Source organism: Streptomyces sp. Da 82-17, assembly GCF_046098215.1.
Lineage (GTDB): Bacteria > Actinomycetota > Actinomycetes > Streptomycetales > Streptomycetaceae > Streptomyces.
On record NZ_JBJURH010000022.1, the window covers coordinates 35,085 to 54,280 of the forward strand.

Sequence of the window (19,196 nt, forward strand, 5' to 3'; positions counted from 1 at the left end):
AGTGTTGCCCATCAGGTCGGAGAACTTTGCCCGATTCCTGGTGCGGCTGGCCCGTAATCGACGGGTCGACGTCGCGTGGGTGCTTGACGACCATGCTTCGGTCCGTGGGGCCATCGGTTGCGTTAAAGGTGATCCTCTCGGATGTCCTTGGTCTCGCGGGCCGTTGACTCCTTTGTACTCCAGTCATGGGGGATGCGAAAGTGGTGGGCCCACTTCTTTACTTTTAGGTTCAAATACGGGCGAATCGGCTTCGATGTGCGGTCCTCGTGAGCCTCTCTAGGAGGCGATCGCGCGCCGCTTGCTCGCGAACCAGACGAGCCCGGCCGTGGCCGCCGCGGCACCGACAGCCGCTGCCGCGACGAGCGCCGGCCGCGGCGGGGCCGACAGTGACGGCACCCGCTGCTTCAGACGCACCGGCCGATGGAAGTCCAGAATCGGCCACTCACGGGAGAGCGCTTCGCGGCGCAGTGCACGATCCGGGTTGACCGCGTGCGGGTGCCCGACCGCCTCCAGCATCGGCACATCCGTCGCAGAGTCGCTGTACGCGAAACAGCGCTCCAGGTCGTACCCCTCGGACTTGGCCAGCTCCCTGATGGCCTCGGCCTTCGTCGGTCCGTACGCGTAGTACTCCACCTCGCCGGTGAAGCAGCCGTCGTCCCCGACGACCATGCGCGTGGCCACCACCCGGTCCGCGCCCAGGAGTTCGCCGATCGGCTCGACGACCTCGGCGCCCGAGGTGGAGACGATCACGACGTCCCGGCCGGCCGTGTGGTGCTCCTCGATGAGGGACGCGGCCTCGTCGTAGATGATCGGGTCGATCAGGTCGTGCAGCGTCTCGGCGACGATCTCCTTGACCTGTTGCACGTTCCATCCCCGGCAGAGCGCCGAGAGATATTCGCGCATGCGCTCCATCTGGTCGTGATCGGCGCCGCCCGCGAGAAAGACGAACTGGGCATATGCGGTACGCAGCACGGCCCTGCGGTTGATCAGTCCCCCTTGGTAGAAGGACTTGCTGAACGTGAGCGTGCTCGACTTCGCAATGACCGTCTTGTCCAGGTCAAAGAAGGCAGCTGTGCGAGGCAAGGAGTGGTTTTCCACATGCCTGAGCATAGGGGCCAACCATTCGGCGTAAGCTGGGGCGCGTGGGTTTGCCTGAGAAGGCTCTCGGGTACACCATGGAAGTCACGGATCGTTCGCGACCGTGCTAACCCGGTCTGGCTCCTCCCCCCCCCGAGTCGGACCGTGGGGACGACCCCCGCTCTCCCCCCCGGCGGGGGTCGTCGCATGTCCGGGCCCGTTTTGGGCCCTTCTTCATGTCCGCGTCACGCCGCTCGGCGCCCGTCCGGCGCCCGCGCGCCGCATCCCAAGATCCGTCACCGTGCGTAGCGGCCAGGCTGCTCTGCGGCAGTTTTCCGGCCGTCACCGGTTTGGGTGACGGAGTTATTCACAACCGCTGAGTTGTCCACAGTTTTCGACCAAGATCCACACGATTTCCAGGCTCCGCCCATCGTGATTCCAGCCGCGAAGTCCGAGACCCGTTCATCGACTCGATCGCGGCCTGCGGGATTCACGACTTCACACGTACACAAGTGAGAGGGGGCCGAGTCATGACGGGTTCGATCGCGCATGACCGGGGGTCGGCCGACGAAGAAGAGCGCGCCGGGCCGCTGATCGTCACCGAGGACGCGGAGTTGCTCGACGACTTGTTGCGCCTGTGCGCCGCGGCGGGCGCGAAGCCCGAAGTCCGCCACGGACTTCCCCGGCACGGCTGGGACGCGGCGCCGCTGGTCCTCGTCGGGGACGACGCCGTGCACCGGGTGCGCGGGGCCACGCGCAGGCGAGGGGTGTGCCTCGTCGGGCACGACCAGGACGACCCGATGGTCTGGCAGCGGGCTGTGGAGATCGGCGCCGACCATGTGCTGCGACTGCCGGACGCCGAGGAGTGGCTCGTCGATCGGATCGCGGACGTGGCGGAGGGAGTGGGCCGTCCGGCCCTCACCGTAGGTGTGCTCGGCGGCAGGGGCGGAGCAGGGGCGTCGACGCTCGCGTGCGCCCTCGCCCTGACATCGGCCCGCTCCGGCCGGCGCACGATGCTCGTCGACGCGGATCCGCTCGGCGGCGGCCTGGACGTGCTGCTCGGCGGCGAGACGGCTGTGGGACTGCGCTGGCCCGCGTTCGTCGAGTCCACGGGCAGGGTCGGGTCCGGCGCCCTGGAGGAGTCGCTGCCGCGCCTGCACGACCTGCGGGTGCTGAGCTGGGACCGCGGGGACACCGTGGCGGTGCCGCCGGGTGCGATGCGGGCCGTCCTCGCGGCCGCACGGCGCCGGGGCGGGGCGGTCGTGGTGGACCTGCCGCGCCGGGTGGACGACAGCGTCGTGGAGGCGCTGGCCCAGGTGGACCTCGGGCTCCTCGTCGTGCCGGCCGAGCTGCGTGCGGTGGCGGCGGCCGGCCGGGTCGCGGCGGCCGCGGGGATGGTGCTGCGGGACGTACGCGCGGTGGTGCGCGGGCCCGGCACGGCGGGGCTCAGCAGCGACGAGGTGGCCCGGCTGCTCGGGCTGCCGCTGGCCGGCGAGCTGCCGACCGAGACGGGGCTCGCGACCGGGGGCCGGGCGCCGGGCACGGACACGCGCGGTGCGCTCTCCCGGTTCTGCAGCGCCTTCTGGACGCGGGTTGCGGCGGAGGGCGCGTCATGACGGCCGAACTGCTCGACGGCGTACGGCGGTGGCTCGCCGCGTCCGGCGCCGAGCCGACACCGGCCGGGGTGGCGCGGGCGCTGCGGGAACAGGGACGGGTGCTCGGTGACGCCGAACTGCTGCGTGTGGTGCGGGACTTGCGCTCCGAACTGGTCGGCACCGGGCCGTTGGAGCCGTTGCTCGCCGACCCCGAGGTGACCGACGTGCTGGTCACCGGGCCCGAGCAGGTCTGGGTCGACCGCGGTCGCGGGCTCGAGCTCACGGGGGTCTCCTTCGCGGACGCGGGTGCGGTGCGGCGGCTCGCCCAGCGGCTCGCGGCGGTCGCGGGACGGCGGCTCGACGACGCCCGCCCGTGGGTGGACGCGCGGCTTCCGGACGGGACGCGGCTGCATGCGGTGCTGCCGCCCGTGGCCGTGGGGTCCACGTGCCTGTCGCTGCGGGTGGTGCGGCCGAAGGCCTTCTCGCTGGGCGAGTTGGTCGCGGCGGGGACGGTTCCGCCCGGCGGTGACCGGATCCTGCGGGCGCTGGTCGACGCCCGGTTGTCGTTCCTGATCAGCGGCGGCACCGGGTCGGGCAAGACCACGTTGCTGTCGGCCCTGCTCGGGCTGGTCGAACCGACCGAGCGGATCGTGCTGGCCGAGGACTCCGCCGAGCTCCGGCCCGACCACCCGCATGTGGTCCGCCTGGAGACCCGGCCGGCCAACCAGGAGGGCGCGGGTCTGGTCAGTCTGCGGGACCTGGTCCGCCAGGCGCTGCGGATGCGCCCCGACCGGCTGGTCGTCGGGGAGGTGCGCGGAGCGGAGGTCGTGCACCTGCTGGCGGCTCTGAACACCGGCCACGAAGGCGGCTCGGGCACGCTCCACGCCAACGCCGCGACCGACGTGCCGGCCCGCCTCGAAGCGCTCGGCACGGCCGCGGGGCTCGACCGGGCGGCGCTGCACAGCCAGTTGGCGGCCGCCGTCCAGGTCGTCCTCCATCTCGTACGTGACCGTGCGGGGCGGCGGCGGATCGCCGAGGTGTGCGTGCTGGAGCGCGACGCCGCCGGGCTCGTGGTGGCGGAGCCCGCACTGCGGTGGGGCCCGGAGGCGTTCACGTACGAGCAGGGCTGGCCGCGGCTGCAGCGGATGTTGGGCGGTGCCGGGTGAGCGAGTTCGGGATGGTCGCCGTGGGCGGGCCGATCGCTCCGGTGTACGCGGCGGCGTTGTGCGTGGGGGCGGCGGCGTGGCTGTCCGTCGGGCACGACCGTGAGCTGCGCCGGGCTCGGCTGGTCCTCGCGGGGGCGGCGGAGCAGGAGCCGGCGTCCGAGCCGCCGTGGGAGCCGTGGCTTGCGCGTGTGCGGGGGCGGGTCGGGCCGGAGTGGTGGTGTCTGGCGGTCGGGCTTGTGCTGGCGGTCGTCGGGGAGTCGCTGCTTCCGTTGGCGGCTGGGGCGCTCGGAGTGCCTTTGCTGAAGCGGGTGTTGAGCGGTCGGCGGCGACGTAAGGAGAAGGAGGCGCGGGCCGATGCGGTGATCGCCTTGTGCGGTGCGCTGGCCGCAGAGGTGCGGGCAGGGCGGCAGCCGGGGGAGGCGATGCCTGCGGCTGTCCGGTCCATGGACGGCGAGTCGGGGCTCGGTGCGGCGGAAGCGGCGGTGCTTGCCGCGGCGCGGTTCGGCGGTGACGTGCCGCGGGCGCTGCGGGAGGCCTCGGCGGAGCCGGGCGCGGAGGGGCTGCTCGGGCTCGCCGCGTGCTGGCGGGTGGCGGTCGACCAGGGCGGCGGGCTCGCGGCCGGACTCGCGCGGCTGGAGGGCGCGTTGCGGGCGGAGCGGGACCAACGGGCCGACCTGCGCGTCCGGTTGTCCACCGCGCGGTCCACGGCCGTGCTGCTCGCGGGATTGCCGGTGGTCGGCCTCCTGATGGGGACGGGGCTGGGCGCGGACCCCTTGCGCGTACTGCTGCACACCCCGGCCGGCAACGGCTGCCTGATGGTCGGCGCCGCGTTGGAAGGCGCCGGGATCTGGTGGGCGGCACGGATCGTGCGCGGCGCGGAGGGGCTATGAGGAGGGGCTGTGAAGCGGGGCGATGAGGGAGGTGAGCATGACGGGCATGGACACAGGCGCGGGCGCCTGGCTCGCGTCGACGGGCGGGATCCGGCTGGGTGCGGACGTCATCCACAGGCTGGGGGTGACGGTGCTGCTGGCGGTGGTGCTGTTCGCCCTCCTGTGGACGGTCCTCACGGAACACGGCGAACGACGAGCGCGGCGGCGGGTGCGCCAACTCCTGGGCTACACCGAGCTATCGAGGCCGAGGCTGCGGACGAGATTGACCTCGATGGCGAGGCGAAGGGGTTCGCGCCCGGGCGAACTGCCCGGGTGGGTGCCGGTGTTGGGCGCGGCATGCGCAGGGTTCGTGATCGTGGGCGGTCTGCTCGGCGTAGGCCTCGGTGGCCTGGGCGGGTACGGCGTAGGGCGGTGGCTGCGGCGGCGCGAGCGGTCCTCGGACGGCCCGCGCCGGGACGGCACCGGCGGGTCCGAGGGCGCCGTGAGCGCGACGGAACTCGCCGAGGCGGAGCGCCAACTCCCGCTGGCGGCAGACCTGGTGGCGGCCTGCGTCACCGCGGGCGCGGGTCCGGCCGTCGCGGCGGAGGCGGTGGGGGAGTCGCTCGGCGGGCCGGTGGGCGACCGGCTGGCTCGGGCGGCCGTGGAGCTGCGGCTCGGCGGTGAATCGGCCCAGGTGTGGGGCCGGTTGGGGTCGATACCCGGCGCTCGGCCCCTGGCGCGCTGCCTCGCGCGGGCCTGCGACGCGGGGGCGCCGGCGGCCGAGGAACTGTCCTTGATCGCCGCCGACTGCCGCGCGGCCTGGAGCCGTGCGGCGGCGTCGAAGGCGCACAGGGCGGGCGTTCTCATCTCGGCCCCGGTGGGCCTGTGCCTGCTGCCGGCGTTCCTCGCGGTCGGAGTGGTGCCGGTGGTGATCGGGCTGGCCGGAGGGGTCCTGAACATCGATTGATCAGACGACATCGGCTGATTCGACGGCATCGGTCGAGTCGTCCCAGGTGGCTTGTCGAAGCAGGCCAAGTGCGTTGTCGGACATGGGGGTTCACATGGGTGTGCAGTACGGGAGGAAGCCGAGCGGCGTTGTGGGGCTCGGCCGGTGGCGGCGGGTGCTGCGGCGGGTGCGCGACCGGAACAGGGCTGCGGGTGACGCGGGGATAACGACGTCGGAGTACGCGGTGGGGACGGTCGGGGCGTGCGCTTTCGCGGCGGTGCTCTACAAGGTCGTGACGTCGGACGCGGTGCAGGCGGCGCTGGAGTCGATCGTCGGGAAGGCGCTCGGTGTCCAGGTCTGAGCGCGGCGAGCGGGTGCGGCCGAGGGACGGCGGATATGTGACCGCGGAGGCGGCCACGGTGATCCCGGTGCTCGTACTGCTGGGGGTGGCGCTGCTGTGGGGCCTGATGGCGGCCGTCGCGCAGATCCAGTGCGTGGACGCGGCCCGGGTCGGGGCGCGGGCGGCCGCCCGGCAGGAGCCGCAGCGCGAGACCGTCGCCGCGGCGAAGGAGGCCGCGCCGGAAGGGGCGGAGGTGGAGGTGAGGAGAGAGGGCGATCTGGTCCGGGTGACCGTCGCGGCGCACGCGCCGGGGCCGAAGGCGCTCACGTTGGAGATGGAGGCCGAGTCGGTCGCGCTGGCGGAGGAGACGGTGGGCCGGGCAGGGGCGGAAGAGACGGCGGGTCGGTCATGGCCGGAGCAGTGAGAGGTGGCCGGGGCGACCCGGAGCGTGACCGAGGCGGCCGGGGCGGCCGGGGCAGCCAGGGCAGTCGGGCCAGCCAGGGCAGCCGGGGCGGTGAGCGGGGGTCGGCGACCGTGTGGGTGGTGATGGTCGCGGGGGCGCTGTGCGTGGTCTTCGGGGCCGTACTGCTGCTGGCGCAGGCCGTCTTGGCGCGGCACCGGGCAGGCGGGGCCGCCGACCTGGCGGCCCTGGCCGCGGCGGACCGTGCGCTGCGGGGCCGGGCTGAGGCCTGCGCCGGGGCGGAGCGTGTCGCGGCGGCGCAAGGGGCCGAGGTGGTGCGGTGCGCGGTGCGCGGGGAGATCGCCGATGTGACGGTCCGCGTACGGGCGGGCGGTTTCCGGCCCGAGCTCCGCGCCCGCGCGGGACCACCGGATGCGGGGCCACCGGACGCGGGGCCACCGGATGCGGGCCCGACGGCGTCACCCGACCGGCCCAGTGCCCCGGCCCGAATACAGCCCTGGCGATCAGGCGTACGTCCCTAAGAGCCAGGCGCCGCCCTGAGCAGTTCGGTGAGGAGGCGGACCGCGCCGCGCTTGTGGAGCGGGTCGTTGCCGTTGCCGCACTTGGGGGACTGGACGCAGGACGGGCAGCCCGCCTCGCACTCGCAGGACGCGATGGCCTGCCGGGTCGCCGCGAGCCACTCCCGCGCGGTGTGGAAGGCCCGCTCGGCGAAGCCCGCGCCGCCCGGGTGGCCGTCGTAGACGAAGACGGTCGGCAGGAGGGTGTCGGGGTGGAGCGGTACGGACACGCCGCCGATGTCCCAGCGGTCGCAGGTGGCGAAGAGCGGCAGCATGCCGATGGACGCGTGCTCCGCGGCGTGCAGGGCGCCGCCGAGGATCTCCGGGTTGATCCGGGCCGCGTCCAGCTGGTCCTCGGTGACCGTCCACCACACCGCGCGGGTGCGCAGCGTACGAGGAGGGAGGTCGAGCTTGGTCTCGCCCAGGACCTCGCCGGTGATCAGGCGCCGGCGGAGGAAGGAGACGACCTGGTTGGTGACTTCGACGGAGCCGTAGCAGAGGCGGGCCGCGCCCCACGGGATCTCCACGTCCGTCTCCAGGACGGAGATGGCGGTGGTGTCGCGGGCGGTGGTCGAGTACGAGGGGTTGGCCTGCTCGACCAGGGCCACCGACTCCTCCAGGTCCAGATCGCGCACCACGTATGTGCGCCCCTGGTGGAGGTGGACGGCCCCGGTGTGCACGGCGGTGTGGGCGGAAGAGGCGTCGACGGTGCCGAGCAGCGTGCCGGTGCCCGCCTCCACGACCTGGACGGGGGTGCCGCCCTCGCCGCGGATGTCGGTGAGGTCGGCGGCGCGTTCGCGGCGCGTCCAGTGCCAGGCCCGCGTACGGCGGCGCAGCAGCTTGGCCGCCTCCAGCTGGGGCAGCAGCTCCTCGGTGGTCGGGCCGAACAGCTTCAAGTCGTCGTCCGTGAGCGGAAGTTCTGCGGCGGCGGCGCACAGGTGGGGCGCGAGGACGTACGGGTTGTCGGGGTCGAGGACGGTCGACTCGACCGGCTGGCGGAAGAGAGCCTCGGGGTGGTGGACGAGATACGTGTCCAGCGGGTCGTCCCGGGCGACGAGGACCGCGAGCGCGCCCTGGCCCGAGCGCCCGGCGCGGCCCGCCTGCTGCCAGAGGGAGGCGCGGGTCCCGGGGTAGCCGGCGATGACGACCGCGTCCAGGCCGGAGATGTCGACGCCGAGTTCGAGGGCGGTGGTGGCGGCGAGCCCGAGGAGCTCGCCGGAGTGCAGGGCACGCTCAAGGGCGCGCCGCTCGTGGGGCAGATAGCCGCCCCGGTAGGCGGCGACGCGCCCGACCAGCGAGCGGTCGACCTCGGCGAGCCGCTCCTGCGCGATCACGGAGATCAGCTCGGCGCCGCGCCGGGACCGTACGAAGGCGACCGAGCGGACGCCCTGGACGGTGAGGTCGGTGAGCAGGTCGGCGGTCTCGGCGGTGGCGGTGCGGCGGACGGGGGCGCCCTTCTCGCCGTGCAGCTCGGTGAGCGGGGGCTCCCACAGGGCGAAGACGAGTTCGCCGCGCGGCGAGGCGTCGTCGGCGACCTCCTTCACGGGCAGGCCGGTGAGCCGGCCCGCGGCTATGGACGGGTCGGCGGCGGTGGCGGAGGCGAGCAGGAAGACCGGGTCGGAGCCGTAGCGCGCGCAGAGCCGGCGCAGCCGCCGCAGGACCTGGGCGACGTGCGAGCCGAAGACGCCGCGGTACGTGTGGCACTCGTCGATGACGACATAGCGCAGGGCGCGCAGGAAGGAGGACCAGCGGGGGTGGGAGGGCAGCATGCCGCGGTGCAGCATGTCGGGGTTGGTGAGGACGTAGTTGGCGTACTGCCGCACCCACTCGCGTTCCTCGACGGGGGTGTCGCCGTCGTAGACCGCGGGGCGGACGGCGTTGCCGAGCGGGGCCGCCAGCTCCTTCACGGCCCGGCACTGGTCGGCGGCGAGGGCCTTGGTGGGGGCGAGGTACAGGGCGGTCGCGCCCCGCCCGTTCGGGGCTTCGGAGCCGTCCAGGAGCGCCGAAAGGGTGGGCGCCAGATAGGCGAGGGACTTGCCGGAGGCGGTGCCGGTGGCGACGACCACCGACTGGCCGTCGAGGGCGTGCTTGGCGGCTTCTGCCTGGTGGGCCCAGGGATGCTCGATGCCCGCCTGCTGAACGGCTGCGATCACTTCTGTCCGGATGCGATCGGGCCAGACGGCATGGCGGCCCTCTCTCGGGGGCAAGTGCTCCCTATGAGTGATGCGCGCAGCCCGGCTTTCCCCGGCGGCGAGGCGGTCGAGGACCGCACGCGGAGAGGGTCGCTCCCGGCTGCTCGCAGAGGGGAGATCGGGTCGGTGATTCTTGGCCATCGGCACCGAGTGTGTCACTGGCGTGACGGACAATGGTCCGAAGGCGTCGTGCACGCCCGCCGGTAAGTGATTGAATGCCATCGCGGCTGGCGACCGTCCCAGGCCTGACGTCAGGTGTCCGAGGGGCGAGCGCTCGATAGCAAGGTGCTGGAGGATCCGTGGACCTGTCCCTGTCGACCCGTACCGTCGGCGATCGTACGGTCGTCGAGGTCGGTGGCGAAATCGATGTATATACCGCGCCCAAGCTGCGCGAGCAGCTGGTCGAGCTGGTGAACGACGGCAGTTTCCACCTTGTCGTCGACATGGAGGGCGTGGACTTCCTCGACTCCACCGGTCTCGGCGTGCTGGTTGGCGGTCTCAAGCGAGTGCGGGCCCATGAGGGTTCGCTGCGCCTGGTGTGCAACCAGGAGCGCATTCTGAAGATCTTCCGCATCACCGGTCTGACCAAGGTGTTCCCGATCCACACCTCGGTCGACGAAGCGGTGGCGGCCACCGACTGAGGGCGGCCGGTGCCCCGGGCCGGCGGTCCGGGGCGGTAGGAGCAGGGGGTGCCGGGCCACAGTGCCCGGCCCCTTGAACATCACGCTCACACGTCCGAGGGGGATGCATGGCCACCGTTGAGCTCCGCTTCAGCGCGCTGCCCGAGCACGTCCGGACCGCCAGACTCGTGGCGGCCGCCGTGGCGCGCAGGGCCGGAGTGGACGAGGCCGTACTCGACGAGGTGCGGCTCGCCGTCGGCGAGGCATGTTCGCGCGCCGTCGGGCTGCATCAGAGTGCCGGCGTCACCGCGCCGGTGCGGGTGGCCCTCATCGAGGAGGAGAAGCAGTTCTCCATCGAGGTCGGTGACGAGGTGGCGCATCCCGACACCTCGGCCGGTGCCTCGTCCGCGGGCGAGCCCGGGGCGGACGACTCGGACGCCGAGGGCGAGGACGACATGGGCCTCGCCGTCATCAGCGGCCTGGTCGACGACGTCGAGGTGACGGCCGGACCGGAAGGCGGGCTCATCAAGATGAGCTGGCCCACGGCCCCGGCGACGCTTCCCTAGGCCTTGGCGACCTCGGTCCCTGGGCCGGAGGCCGGGCCACCGGCCACCCGGCCACCGCCCGACCCAGATCCGAACAACGGCGCCGCCCCCGAGCGAGGGGGCGGCGCCGTTGTCGTACGTGCCCGAATATCTTGGTTTCCGACGTTTATCGATCACCGCGTACGCATCGCCCCGGCGTCCCGGCACGTCAATGCCCCTGACGCATTACCACTTTCGAGGGCAATCGTAGGACGCGATCATTTGCTGATGAGCGAGTGCAGGCCAATTCCGTTTGTCGCGCACTGTTTTGATCAGGTCCCGCTCCCTACAATCCGTCCACATCTTGAGCTCAGCCCAAGCGTCAAGGAGGACGAATGGCGGGGCTTTCTACCCCTCATCAGATTGATCAGACCTCAACCTTCGCAGCCGCGGTACTCACCTCCGACAACCGCCTGATCGTGATGGCCATCGGCGTCGTCGCGCTCGCGGCGCTCGCGGTCGCCGGGGTCCTGGTGCGCCAAGTGCTCGCTGCGGGCGAGGGCACCGACAGCATGAAGCGGATCGCGGGTGCGGTCCAGGAAGGCGCAAACGCCTATCTGGCACGGCAGTTGCGCACCCTCGGCGTATTCGCCGTCGTGGTGTTCTTCCTGCTCATGCTGCTGCCCGCGGACGATTGGAATCAGCGCGCCGGACGTTCGATCTTCTTCTTGATCGGCGCGCTCTTCTCGGCGGCCACGGGCTATATCGGCATGTGGCTCGCCGTACGCAGCAATGTGCGCGTCGCGGCTGCCGCTCGGGAGGCGACACCGGCCGAAGGAGAACCGGCAAAGGATCTTACGGCCGTTTCTCACAAGGCCATGAAGATCGCTTTCCGTACCGGTGGCGTCGTCGGCATGTTCACGGTCGGGCTCGGCCTGTTCGGCGCCGCCTGCGTGGTTCTCGTGTACGCGGCCGACGCGCCGAAGGTGCTCGAAGGGTTCGGCCTCGGGGCCGCGCTGATCGCGATGTTCATGCGTGTCGGCGGCGGCATCTTCACCAAGGCCGCCGACGTCGGCGCCGACCTGGTCGGCAAGGTCGAGCAGGGCATTCCGGAGGACGATCCGCGCAATGCCGCGACCATCGCCGACAACGTGGGCGACAACGTCGGCGACTGCGCGGGCATGGCCGCCGACCTCTTCGAGTCGTACGCCGTGACACTGGTCGCCGCGCTGATCCTCGGCAAGGCGGCGTTCGGCGACGCCGGGCTCGCGTTCCCGCTGATCGTGCCCGCGATCGGCGTGATCACCGCCATGATCGGCATCTTCGCCGTGGCCCCGCGTCGCTCCGACCGCAGCGGGATGAGCGCCATCAACCGCGGCTTCTTCATCTCCGCGGTGATCTCGCTCGCCCTGGTCGCCGCGGCGGTCTGGGTGTATCTGCCGTCCACGTACGCCGAGTTGAAGGGCGTCACCGACGCGGCGATCCAGGCGAAGGGCGGGGACCCGCGCGTGCTCGCCGTCGTCGCCGTGGCCATCGGCATCGTGCTCGCCGCGCTGATCCAGCAGCTCACCGGCTACTTCACGGAGACCAACCGGCGCCCGGTCAAGGACATCGGCAAGACCTCCCTGACCGGACCGGCCACTGTGGTCCTCGCCGGTATCTCCATCGGTCTCGAATCGGCCGTCTACACCGCCCTGTTGATCGGCCTCGGCGTGTACGGGGCGTTCCTGCTCGGCGGTGCGTCGATCATGCTCGCCCTGTTCGCGGTGGCCCTGGCCGGCACGGGGCTGCTCACCACCGTCGGCGTGATCGTCGCGATGGACACCTTCGGGCCCGTCTCCGACAACGCGCAGGGCATCGCCGAGATGTCCGGCGACGTGGAGGGCGCGGGCGCGCAGGTGCTCACCGACCTGGACGCCGTCGGCAACACCACCAAGGCCATCACCAAGGGCATCGCCATCGCCACCGCGGTGCTCGCCGCCTCGGCGCTGTTCGGCTCGTACCGCGACGCCATCGCGGCCGCGGCCAGGGACGTCGGCGAGAAGCTCGGCGACGGTGCGCCGATGAACCTCGTGATGGACATCTCGCAGCCGAACAACCTGGTGGGCCTCATCCTCGGCGCCGCCGTCGTGTTCCTCTTCTCCGGGCTCGCGATCAACGCGGTCTCGCGGTCGGCGGGTTCGGTGGTCTTCGAGGTGCGGCGGCAGTTTCGCGAGCACCCCGGGATCATGGACTACACGGAGAAGCCGGAGTACGGACGCGTCGTCGACATCTGCACCAAGGACGCGCTGCGCGAACTCGCGACGCCCGGTCTGCTCGCCGTGCTCACGCCGATCGCCGTCGGCTTCACACTCGGCGTCGGCGCGCTCGGCTCGTTCCTCGCGGGCGCCATCGGCACCGGCACGCTGATGGCGGTCTTCCTCGCCAACTCCGGTGGCGCGTGGGACAACGCCAAGAAGCTCGTCGAGGACGGCCACCACGGCGGCAAGGGCTCCGAGGCGCACGCGGCGACGGTCATCGGCGACACCGTCGGCGACCCGTTCAAGGACACCGCGGGCCCGGCGATCAACCCGCTCCTGAAGGTGATGAACCTGGTGGCGCTGCTCATCGCGCCCGCGGTCGTCCAGTTCAGCTACGGCGACGACGCGAGTCTCGGCGTACGCATGGGTATCGCGCTGCTCGCGATCCTCGTGATCGTCGTGGCGGTCTACGTCTCCAAGCGGCGCGGGATCGCCGTCGGGGACGAGAGCGAAGCCGACCGGGTCGCGAAGTCCGGCGATGCCGCGGTGGTGTCCTGACAGGAGGTCACAGAACGCTCAACAGGCGGGCGGACGAGGTGTGTTGATACCTCGTCCGCCCGCCTTGTTGCGCCATGCGCCGATTTTTTGTTGCAGTGACTCTCCTCTCCCTTGGTGCAAATGGCTGCAATGGGTGTTGAATCGGACTACCGCCCCGCGGTTGTCGCCCACATGGCGTGTATGTTCCGGGGCCGAGAGCCATGGAAGGGACCAATCCGGTGAACAAGAAGCTCGCAGCCGCACTGTCCGGCGGTGCGGTACTGGTACTGGCCTTGTCGGGATGCGGTGACAGCGACGAAGAGAAGCTCGACAACTGGGCCAAGTCGCTGTGCGGCCAGATCCAGCCGCAGCTCGAGAAGAGCGTGAAGGCGCAGCAGACCATCGTCTCGACGGCGGCCGACGGCAAGCCGGAGGAGATCCAGAAGGCCGACTCGGAGGCCTTCAAGGCCATCGCCGACGCCGACAAGGCGATCGCCGGAGCCCTGGAGAAGGCGGGCGCGCCGCCCGTCGACAACGGCGAGAAGATCCAGAAGGACGCCATCAAGGACCTCAACGAGGCGTCGAAGGCGTACGAGAAGCTGAAGAAGGACGTCGACGGGCTCGACGCCAAGGACCAGTCGCCGGAGGGCCTGAAGGCGTTCTCGGAGGGCCTGCAGAAGGTCGCCGACGACCTGGGCAAGATCCAGCAGCAGGGCGACGGCGCCCTGCAGACGCTGCTCGAGGGCGAAGTGGGCACGGCCATCAAGAAGCAGGACGGCTGCAAGGCCAGCCCGTCCAAGGCCCCCGGAGGGTCCGGCGCCTGAGCCCGAAGCACCCCCGCCACCGCCCCTGTTTCGCCCCCTATAAGGGCGCGGTTTTCGAAAAGGCCCGGCACACACGCGTGCCGGGCCTTTTCGCTGCCCTCGTGCGGGGCGGGCCGGTCGGCGTAGGCGCGCGCGAAGCAACTGCCCGGTAAGAGGACAATGGACGGGTGAGTACGACAACGCTGCCCACGACCGACCGCCCCGAAGTCGCCGCCCGCCTCAGAAAGGCCCTGCTCGACGCCGACTTCACCGCCGACGGACTGCTCGAACTCCTCGGCGCCCCGGCGTACGCCGCGCTCGCCCGGAGCGAGACGGTGCCCGCGCTGCGCGCCACCCGGGAGGACGGACCGCTGGCGGCGCTCGTCCGGCTCTTCCTGCTCCAGCAGAGCGTCCCGCACGCGCGCGTGGCGACGGTTCTGCCCGTCGAGGAGTGCCTCGCCGACGGCTGGCTGACCCTGGACGGCGACGAGTTGCGCGCCACGGTCGACGTCCGGCCGTACGGCGGGCCCGACGGCGAGGACTGGTTCATCGTCTCCGACCTGGGCTGCGCGGTGGGCGGCGCCGGCGGGATCGGGAGCCGGGACGAAGGGGTCGTGCTCGGCGTCGGCGGCGCCTCCACGACGCTCGCCGGGATCACCGTGCGCACACCGGTCGGCTCCGCGCTCGACCTCGGCGCCGGCTCCGGAATCCAGGCCCTGCACGCCGCCCAGCACGCCACGCGCGTGACCGCCACCGACCTCAACCCGCGCGCCCTCGGCTTCACCCGCCTCACCCTCGCGCTCTCCGGCGCCCCGGCCGCGGAGTTGAAGGAGGGCTCGCTCTTCGAGCCGGTCGGGAACGAGACGTACGACCTGATCGTGTCCAACCCGCCGTTCGTCATCTCGCCCGGCGCGCGCCTCACGTACCGGGACGGCGGGATGGGCGGGGACGACCTGTGCCGCACGCTCGTGCAGGAGGCCGGGGAGCGCCTGAACGACGGCGGGTACGCGCAGTTCCTCGCCAACTGGCAGCACGTGGAGGGCGAGGACTGGCAGGACCGGCTCCGCTCCTGGGTGCCGCGCGGCTGCGACGCCTGGATCGTGCAGCGCGAGGTGCAGGACGTCACGCAGTACGCGGAGCTGTGGCTGCGCGACGCGGGCGACCACCGCCAGGACCCGGCCGCGTACGCCGAGCGGTACGAGGCGTGGCTGGACGAGTTCGAGGCGCGCAAGACCAAGGCCGTCGGCTTCGGCTGGATCACGCTCAGGAAGACCGGCGCCGAGAACCCGTCGGTGACCGTGGAGGAGTGGCCGCACCCGGTCGAGCAGCCGCTCGGCGACGAGGTACGGGCCCACTTCGAGCGGCAGGCCTACCTGCGCGGCACCGACGACGCGGAACTGCTCGCCGGGCACTTCAAGCTGGCCGAGGGCGTCGTGCAGGAGCAGGTCGGCATGCCCGGCGCCGAGGACCCGGAGCACGTGGTGCTGCGCGCCCACCGTGGGATGCGCCGGGCCACCAAGGTCGACACGGTCGGCGCAGGCTTCGCCGGGGTGTGCGACGGGTCGCTCAGCGCGGGCCGGATCCTGGACGCCATCGCGCAGCTGGTCGGCGAGGACCCGGTGCTGCTGCGGGACCGCACGCCGCAGCAGATCCGCCTCCTCGTGGAGCAGGGTTTCCTGGAGCCGGTGCGACAGCCGGGCGAGTAGGGCGGCGGCAGCGGCATCTGTGGCTGAGGGGCACCGCGCGGGCGGAGATCGGTACCCGCGCGGTGCCCCGTTTTCACACGCGGTTCGCGTGGGGGACGCCCACACGTGTTCATGGCGTGTTCCGGACGTGTCAGCGTCCGAGCCCTGGGGACCCGGGGCGGGAGGATGCGGACATGGAGAGCGGACCGGCGATCTTCGCGGGAGCGGTGTTCACACTGTTCGGAACCGCGCTGCTGATGTGGACGGGAGTCCGGGTGCGGCACCGCGCGCCGGTCGCGCAGGGTGTGAGCCCGGTCGCATCGGTGGCGGTCACGACCACGGTCGGCGTGGCCTCGCTCGCGCTCGGGGTCTGGTGCTTCACGCGCCTTTGACCGGCACCGGACGCGCCCTGGGCCTGATCCGGGGGTGGACTTCCGGTGACCGCCGGGTGGAATCTGGGAGGCACGATTCCGGATATTGCCGAAAGGGCAGGTGGACACTCCGGGCGGCAGGAATGGCGGTAGTCGGGTTACCGTTCGAGTGGCCGTTGCGGGCTTTCCCCGTTTGACACGGGGGCGGGCTGTACCGTCACACTCCGCAGCGTCACCGTATGAACGCGTACGGCGTCACCGCAGGACGGTGGACGAGCCCGTGCGAGGCCGTACGGATCGAAGAGCGCCACCGCGGAGCCACCGCAGAGCCACCGAGCGTCGACCGGAGAGAAGAGCCAACGTTGTCCCCGACCAGCGAGACCGCACACGGCGGCCGCCGACTCGTCATCGTCGAGTCGCCTGCCAAGGCGAAGACGATCAAGGGCTACCTCGGCCCTGGTTATGTCGTCGAAGCGAGCGTCGGGCACATCCGCGACCTCCCCAACGGCGCCGCCGAGGTGCCCGACAAGTACACCGGCGAGGTGCGCCGCCTCGGCGTGGACGTCGAGCACGACTTCCAGCCGATCTACGTCGTCAACGCCGACAAGAAGGCGCAGGTCAAGAAGCTCAAGGACCTCCTGAAGGAGTCCGACGAACTCTTCCTCGCGACCGATGAGGACCGCGAGGGCGAAGCCATCGCGTGGCACCTCCTCGAAGTGCTCAAGCCCAAGGTCCCGGTCAAGCGCATGGTGTTCCACGAGATCACCAAGGACGCCATCCAGGGCGCCGTGCGCAACCCGCGCGAGCTCAACAAGCGCATGGTCGACGCCCAGGAGACCCGCCGCATCCTCGACCGCCTCTACGGCTACGAGGTCTCGCCGGTGCTGTGGAAGAAGGTCATGCCGCGGCTCTCGGCGGGCCGTGTGCAGTCCGTCGCCACCCGCCTCGTCGTCGAGCGCGAGCGCGAGCGCATCGCCTTCCGCTCCGCCGAGTACTGGGACCTGACCGGAACGTTCGGCACCGGTCGCGGCGGGGACGCCTCCGACCCCGCGCAGCTGGTCGCCAAGCTGACCACCGTCGACGGCAAGCGCATCGCGCAGGGCCGCGACTTCAACTCCGTCGGGCAGCTCAAGTCCGACACCCTGCACCTGGACGAGGCGAACGCCCGCGCGCTCGCCGCCGCCCTGGAGAACGCGCAGTTCGCGGTCCGCTCGGTCGAGTCCAAGCCGTACCGCCGCTCGCCGTACGCCCCGTTCCGTACGACGACGATGCAGCAGGAGGCCTCGCGCAAGCTCGGCTTCGGCGCGAAGGCGACGATGCAGATCGCGCAGAAGCTGTACGAGAACGGCTTCATCACCTATATGCGTACGGACTCCACGACGCTGTCGGACACCGCCGTGTCCGCGGCCCGTGCGCAGGTCACGCAGCTCTACGGCAGCGACTACCTGCCGGAGAAGCCGCGCACGTACGCCGGCAAGGTCAAGAACGCGCAGGAGGCGCACGAGGCGATCCGCCCCTCCGGCGACCGCTTCCGCACGCCCGCCGAGACCGGCCTGACCGGCGACCAGTTCCGGCTCTACGAGCTCATCTGGAAGCGGACCGTCGCCTCCCAGATGAAGGACGCGACCGGTAACTCCGTCACCGTCAAGATCGGCGGCACCGCCTCCGACGGTCGCGACGCCGAGTTCAGCGCGTCCGGCAAGACCATCACCTTCCACGGCTTCCTCAAGGCGTACGTCGAGGGCGCGGACGACCCGAACGCCGAGCTGGACGACCGCGAGCGCCGCCTCCCGCAGGTCAGCGAGGGCGACGCGCTGTCCGCCGACGACATGTCCGTCGACGGCCACGCCACCAAGCCGCCGGCCCGGTACACCGAGGCCAGCCTGGTCAAGGAGCTCGAAGAGCGCGAGATCGGCCGCCCGTCGACGTACGCGTCGATCATCGGCACGATCCTCGACCGCGGCTATGTCTTCAAGAAGGGCACGGCGCTCGTCCCGTCCTTCCTGTCGTTCGCCGTGGTCAACCTCCTGGAGAAGCACTTCGGGCGGCTCGTCGACTACGACTTCACCGCCAAGATGGAGGACGACCTCGACCGCATCGCGCGCGGCGAGGCCCAGTCCGTGCCGTGGCTGAAGCGTTTCTACTTCGGCGAGGGCGACGCCGCGGGCTCGGCCTCCGACGCCGGGAACGGCGACGGCGACCACCTCGGCGGCCTCAAGGAGCTCGTCACCGACCTCGGCGCGATCGACGCCCGCGAAATCTCCTCCTTCCCGGTAGGGGAGGGCATTCTGCTCCGCGTCGGCCGGTACGGCCCGTACATCGAGCGCGGTGAGAAGGGCGAGGAGAACCACCAGCGCGCGGACGTCCCGGACGACCTCGCTCCGGACGAGCTGACGGTGGCGTACGCGGAGGAGCTGCTCGCCAAGCCCAGCGGCGACTTCGCGCTCGGCAAGGACCCGGTCAGCGGCAACGAGATCGTCGCGAAGGACGGCCGGTACGGCCCGTACGTCACGGAGGTGCTCCCCGAGGGCACCCCGAAGACCGGCAAGAACGCCGTCAAGCCGCGCACGGCCTCGCTGTTCAAGTCGATGTCCCTGGACACGGTGACGCTCGACGACGCGCTGCGGCTGATGTCGCTGCCGCGCGTGGTCGGCACCGACGCCGAGGGCGTGGAGATCACCGCGCAGAACGGCCGGTACGGCCCGTACCTCAAGAAGGGCACCGACTCGCGCTCCCTGGAGACCGAGGAGCAGCTCTTCACCATCACGCTCGAAGAAGCCCTGGAGATCTACTCCAAGCCGAAGCAGCGCGGCCGCGCCGCCGCCAAGCCGCCGCTGAAGGAGCTCGGCGAGGACCCGGTGAGCGGCAAGCCGGTGGTCGTGAAGGACGGCCGCTTCGGCCCGTACGTCACGGACGGCGAGACCAACGCGACGCTGCGCGCGGCCGACTCCGTCGAGGAGATCACCGCGGAGCGCGGCTTCGAGCTGCTCGCCGAGAAGCGTGCCAAGGGCCCGGCGAAGAAGAAGACCGCCAAGAAGGCCCCGGCCAAGAAGACCGCCGCGAAGAAGACGGCGGCCAAGAAGACGACGACCGCCAAGAAGACCGCGGCCAAGAAGACGACGGCGAAGAAGGCCGCGGCCAAGACCGCCGCCGCGAAGAAGGCCCCGGCCAAGAAGACGGCGTCCGCGAAGGTGCCTTCCGAGGACTGAGCGCAGACCGGGGGCCCCGTCGGGGAACCGGAAGATCCACAACC

Annotated in this window: 16 protein-coding genes; 14 read left to right on the forward strand and 2 right to left on the reverse strand. The window is 71.5% G+C overall.

Features of this window, described 5'->3' with window-relative positions; translation table 11 throughout:
- Nucleotides 1-276 precede the first annotated feature (276 nt).
- Nucleotides 277-1,110, reverse strand: coding sequence for an HAD family hydrolase (locus ACIDOF_RS29905; protein ID WP_409009275.1), 834 nt, complete (start codon nt 1,108-1,110; stop codon nt 277-279).
- Nucleotides 1,111-1,607: 497 nt separating this feature from the next.
- Between ACIDOF_RS29905 and ssd the strand changes: the two genes are divergently transcribed.
- The 7 genes from ssd (at nt 1,608) to ACIDOF_RS29940 (ending at nt 6,935) form a co-directional block, all read left to right on the forward strand.
- Nucleotides 1,608-2,693, forward strand: a complete 1,086-nt coding sequence (ssd, locus tag ACIDOF_RS29910; protein WP_409009276.1) for a septum site-determining protein Ssd — start codon at nt 1,608-1,610, stop codon at nt 2,691-2,693.
- Complete coding sequence (locus ACIDOF_RS29915; RefSeq protein ID WP_409009277.1) at nt 2,690-3,838, forward strand: TadA family conjugal transfer-associated ATPase; 1,149 nt, start codon at nt 2,690-2,692, stop codon at nt 3,836-3,838. The genes ssd and ACIDOF_RS29915 overlap by 4 nt, the downstream gene beginning before the upstream one ends.
- A gap of 11 nt (nt 3,839-3,849) precedes the next feature.
- Nucleotides 3,850-4,728, forward strand: a complete 879-nt coding sequence (locus tag ACIDOF_RS29920) for a type II secretion system F family protein (protein WP_409009385.1) — start codon at nt 3,850-3,852, stop codon at nt 4,726-4,728.
- A 37-nt stretch (nt 4,729-4,765) separates the two neighbouring features.
- Complete coding sequence (locus ACIDOF_RS29925) at nt 4,766-5,674, forward strand: type II secretion system F family protein (RefSeq protein WP_409009278.1); 909 nt, start codon at nt 4,766-4,768, stop codon at nt 5,672-5,674.
- Between the two features lie 94 nt (nt 5,675-5,768).
- A complete protein-coding gene (locus ACIDOF_RS29930) occupies nt 5,769-6,014 on the forward strand; it encodes a DUF4244 domain-containing protein (protein ID WP_409009279.1) in 246 nt (81 codons plus the stop codon).
- Entirely contained in the window at nt 6,001-6,417 is a 417-nt protein-coding gene (locus tag ACIDOF_RS29935; protein WP_409009280.1) for a TadE family type IV pilus minor pilin, read from the forward strand. The genes ACIDOF_RS29930 and ACIDOF_RS29935 overlap by 14 nt, the downstream gene beginning before the upstream one ends.
- Entirely contained in the window at nt 6,402-6,935 is a 534-nt protein-coding gene (locus tag ACIDOF_RS29940) for an Rv3654c family TadE-like protein (RefSeq protein WP_409009281.1), read from the forward strand. Before ACIDOF_RS29935 ends, ACIDOF_RS29940 begins: the two co-directional genes overlap by 16 nt.
- Here the strand turns inward: ACIDOF_RS29940 and ACIDOF_RS29945 are convergent.
- On the reverse strand, nt 6,932-9,385 hold the full coding sequence (locus ACIDOF_RS29945) for a DEAD/DEAH box helicase (RefSeq protein ID WP_409009282.1): 2,454 nt from the start codon (nt 9,383-9,385) through the stop codon (nt 6,932-6,934). The genes ACIDOF_RS29940 and ACIDOF_RS29945 overlap by 4 nt on opposite strands.
- 77 nt (nt 9,386-9,462) lie before the next feature.
- Between ACIDOF_RS29945 and bldG the strand changes: the two genes are divergently transcribed.
- The 7 genes from bldG to topA all read left to right on the forward strand — a co-directional run bounded on the left by bldG (nt 9,463) and on the right by topA (nt 19,152).
- A complete protein-coding gene (bldG, locus tag ACIDOF_RS29950) occupies nt 9,463-9,804 on the forward strand; it encodes an anti-sigma factor antagonist BldG (RefSeq protein WP_005475923.1) in 342 nt (113 codons plus the stop codon).
- A 107-nt stretch (nt 9,805-9,911) separates the two neighbouring features.
- Nucleotides 9,912-10,349 (forward strand): ATP-binding protein, encoded by a 438-nt coding sequence (locus tag ACIDOF_RS29955; protein WP_409009283.1) that lies wholly within the window; start codon nt 9,912-9,914, stop codon nt 10,347-10,349.
- Nucleotides 10,350-10,702: 353 nt separating this feature from the next.
- On the forward strand, nt 10,703-13,105 hold the full coding sequence (locus ACIDOF_RS29960) for a sodium-translocating pyrophosphatase (RefSeq protein ID WP_409009284.1): 2,403 nt from the start codon (nt 10,703-10,705) through the stop codon (nt 13,103-13,105).
- A 218-nt stretch (nt 13,106-13,323) separates the two neighbouring features.
- Entirely contained in the window at nt 13,324-13,908 is a 585-nt protein-coding gene (locus tag ACIDOF_RS29965; RefSeq protein WP_409009285.1) for a small secreted protein, read from the forward strand.
- A 167-nt stretch (nt 13,909-14,075) separates the two neighbouring features.
- On the forward strand, nt 14,076-15,593 hold the full coding sequence (locus ACIDOF_RS29970) for a methyltransferase (RefSeq protein WP_409009286.1): 1,518 nt from the start codon (nt 14,076-14,078) through the stop codon (nt 15,591-15,593).
- 173 nt (nt 15,594-15,766) lie between these two features.
- On the forward strand, nt 15,767-15,964 hold the full coding sequence (locus ACIDOF_RS29975) for a hypothetical protein (RefSeq protein ID WP_409009287.1): 198 nt from the start codon (nt 15,767-15,769) through the stop codon (nt 15,962-15,964).
- Between the two features lie 341 nt (nt 15,965-16,305).
- On the forward strand, nt 16,306-19,152 hold the full coding sequence (gene topA, locus ACIDOF_RS29980) for a type I DNA topoisomerase (protein WP_409009288.1): 2,847 nt from the start codon (nt 16,306-16,308) through the stop codon (nt 19,150-19,152).
- The last annotated feature ends 44 nt before the right edge of the window (nt 19,153-19,196 follow it).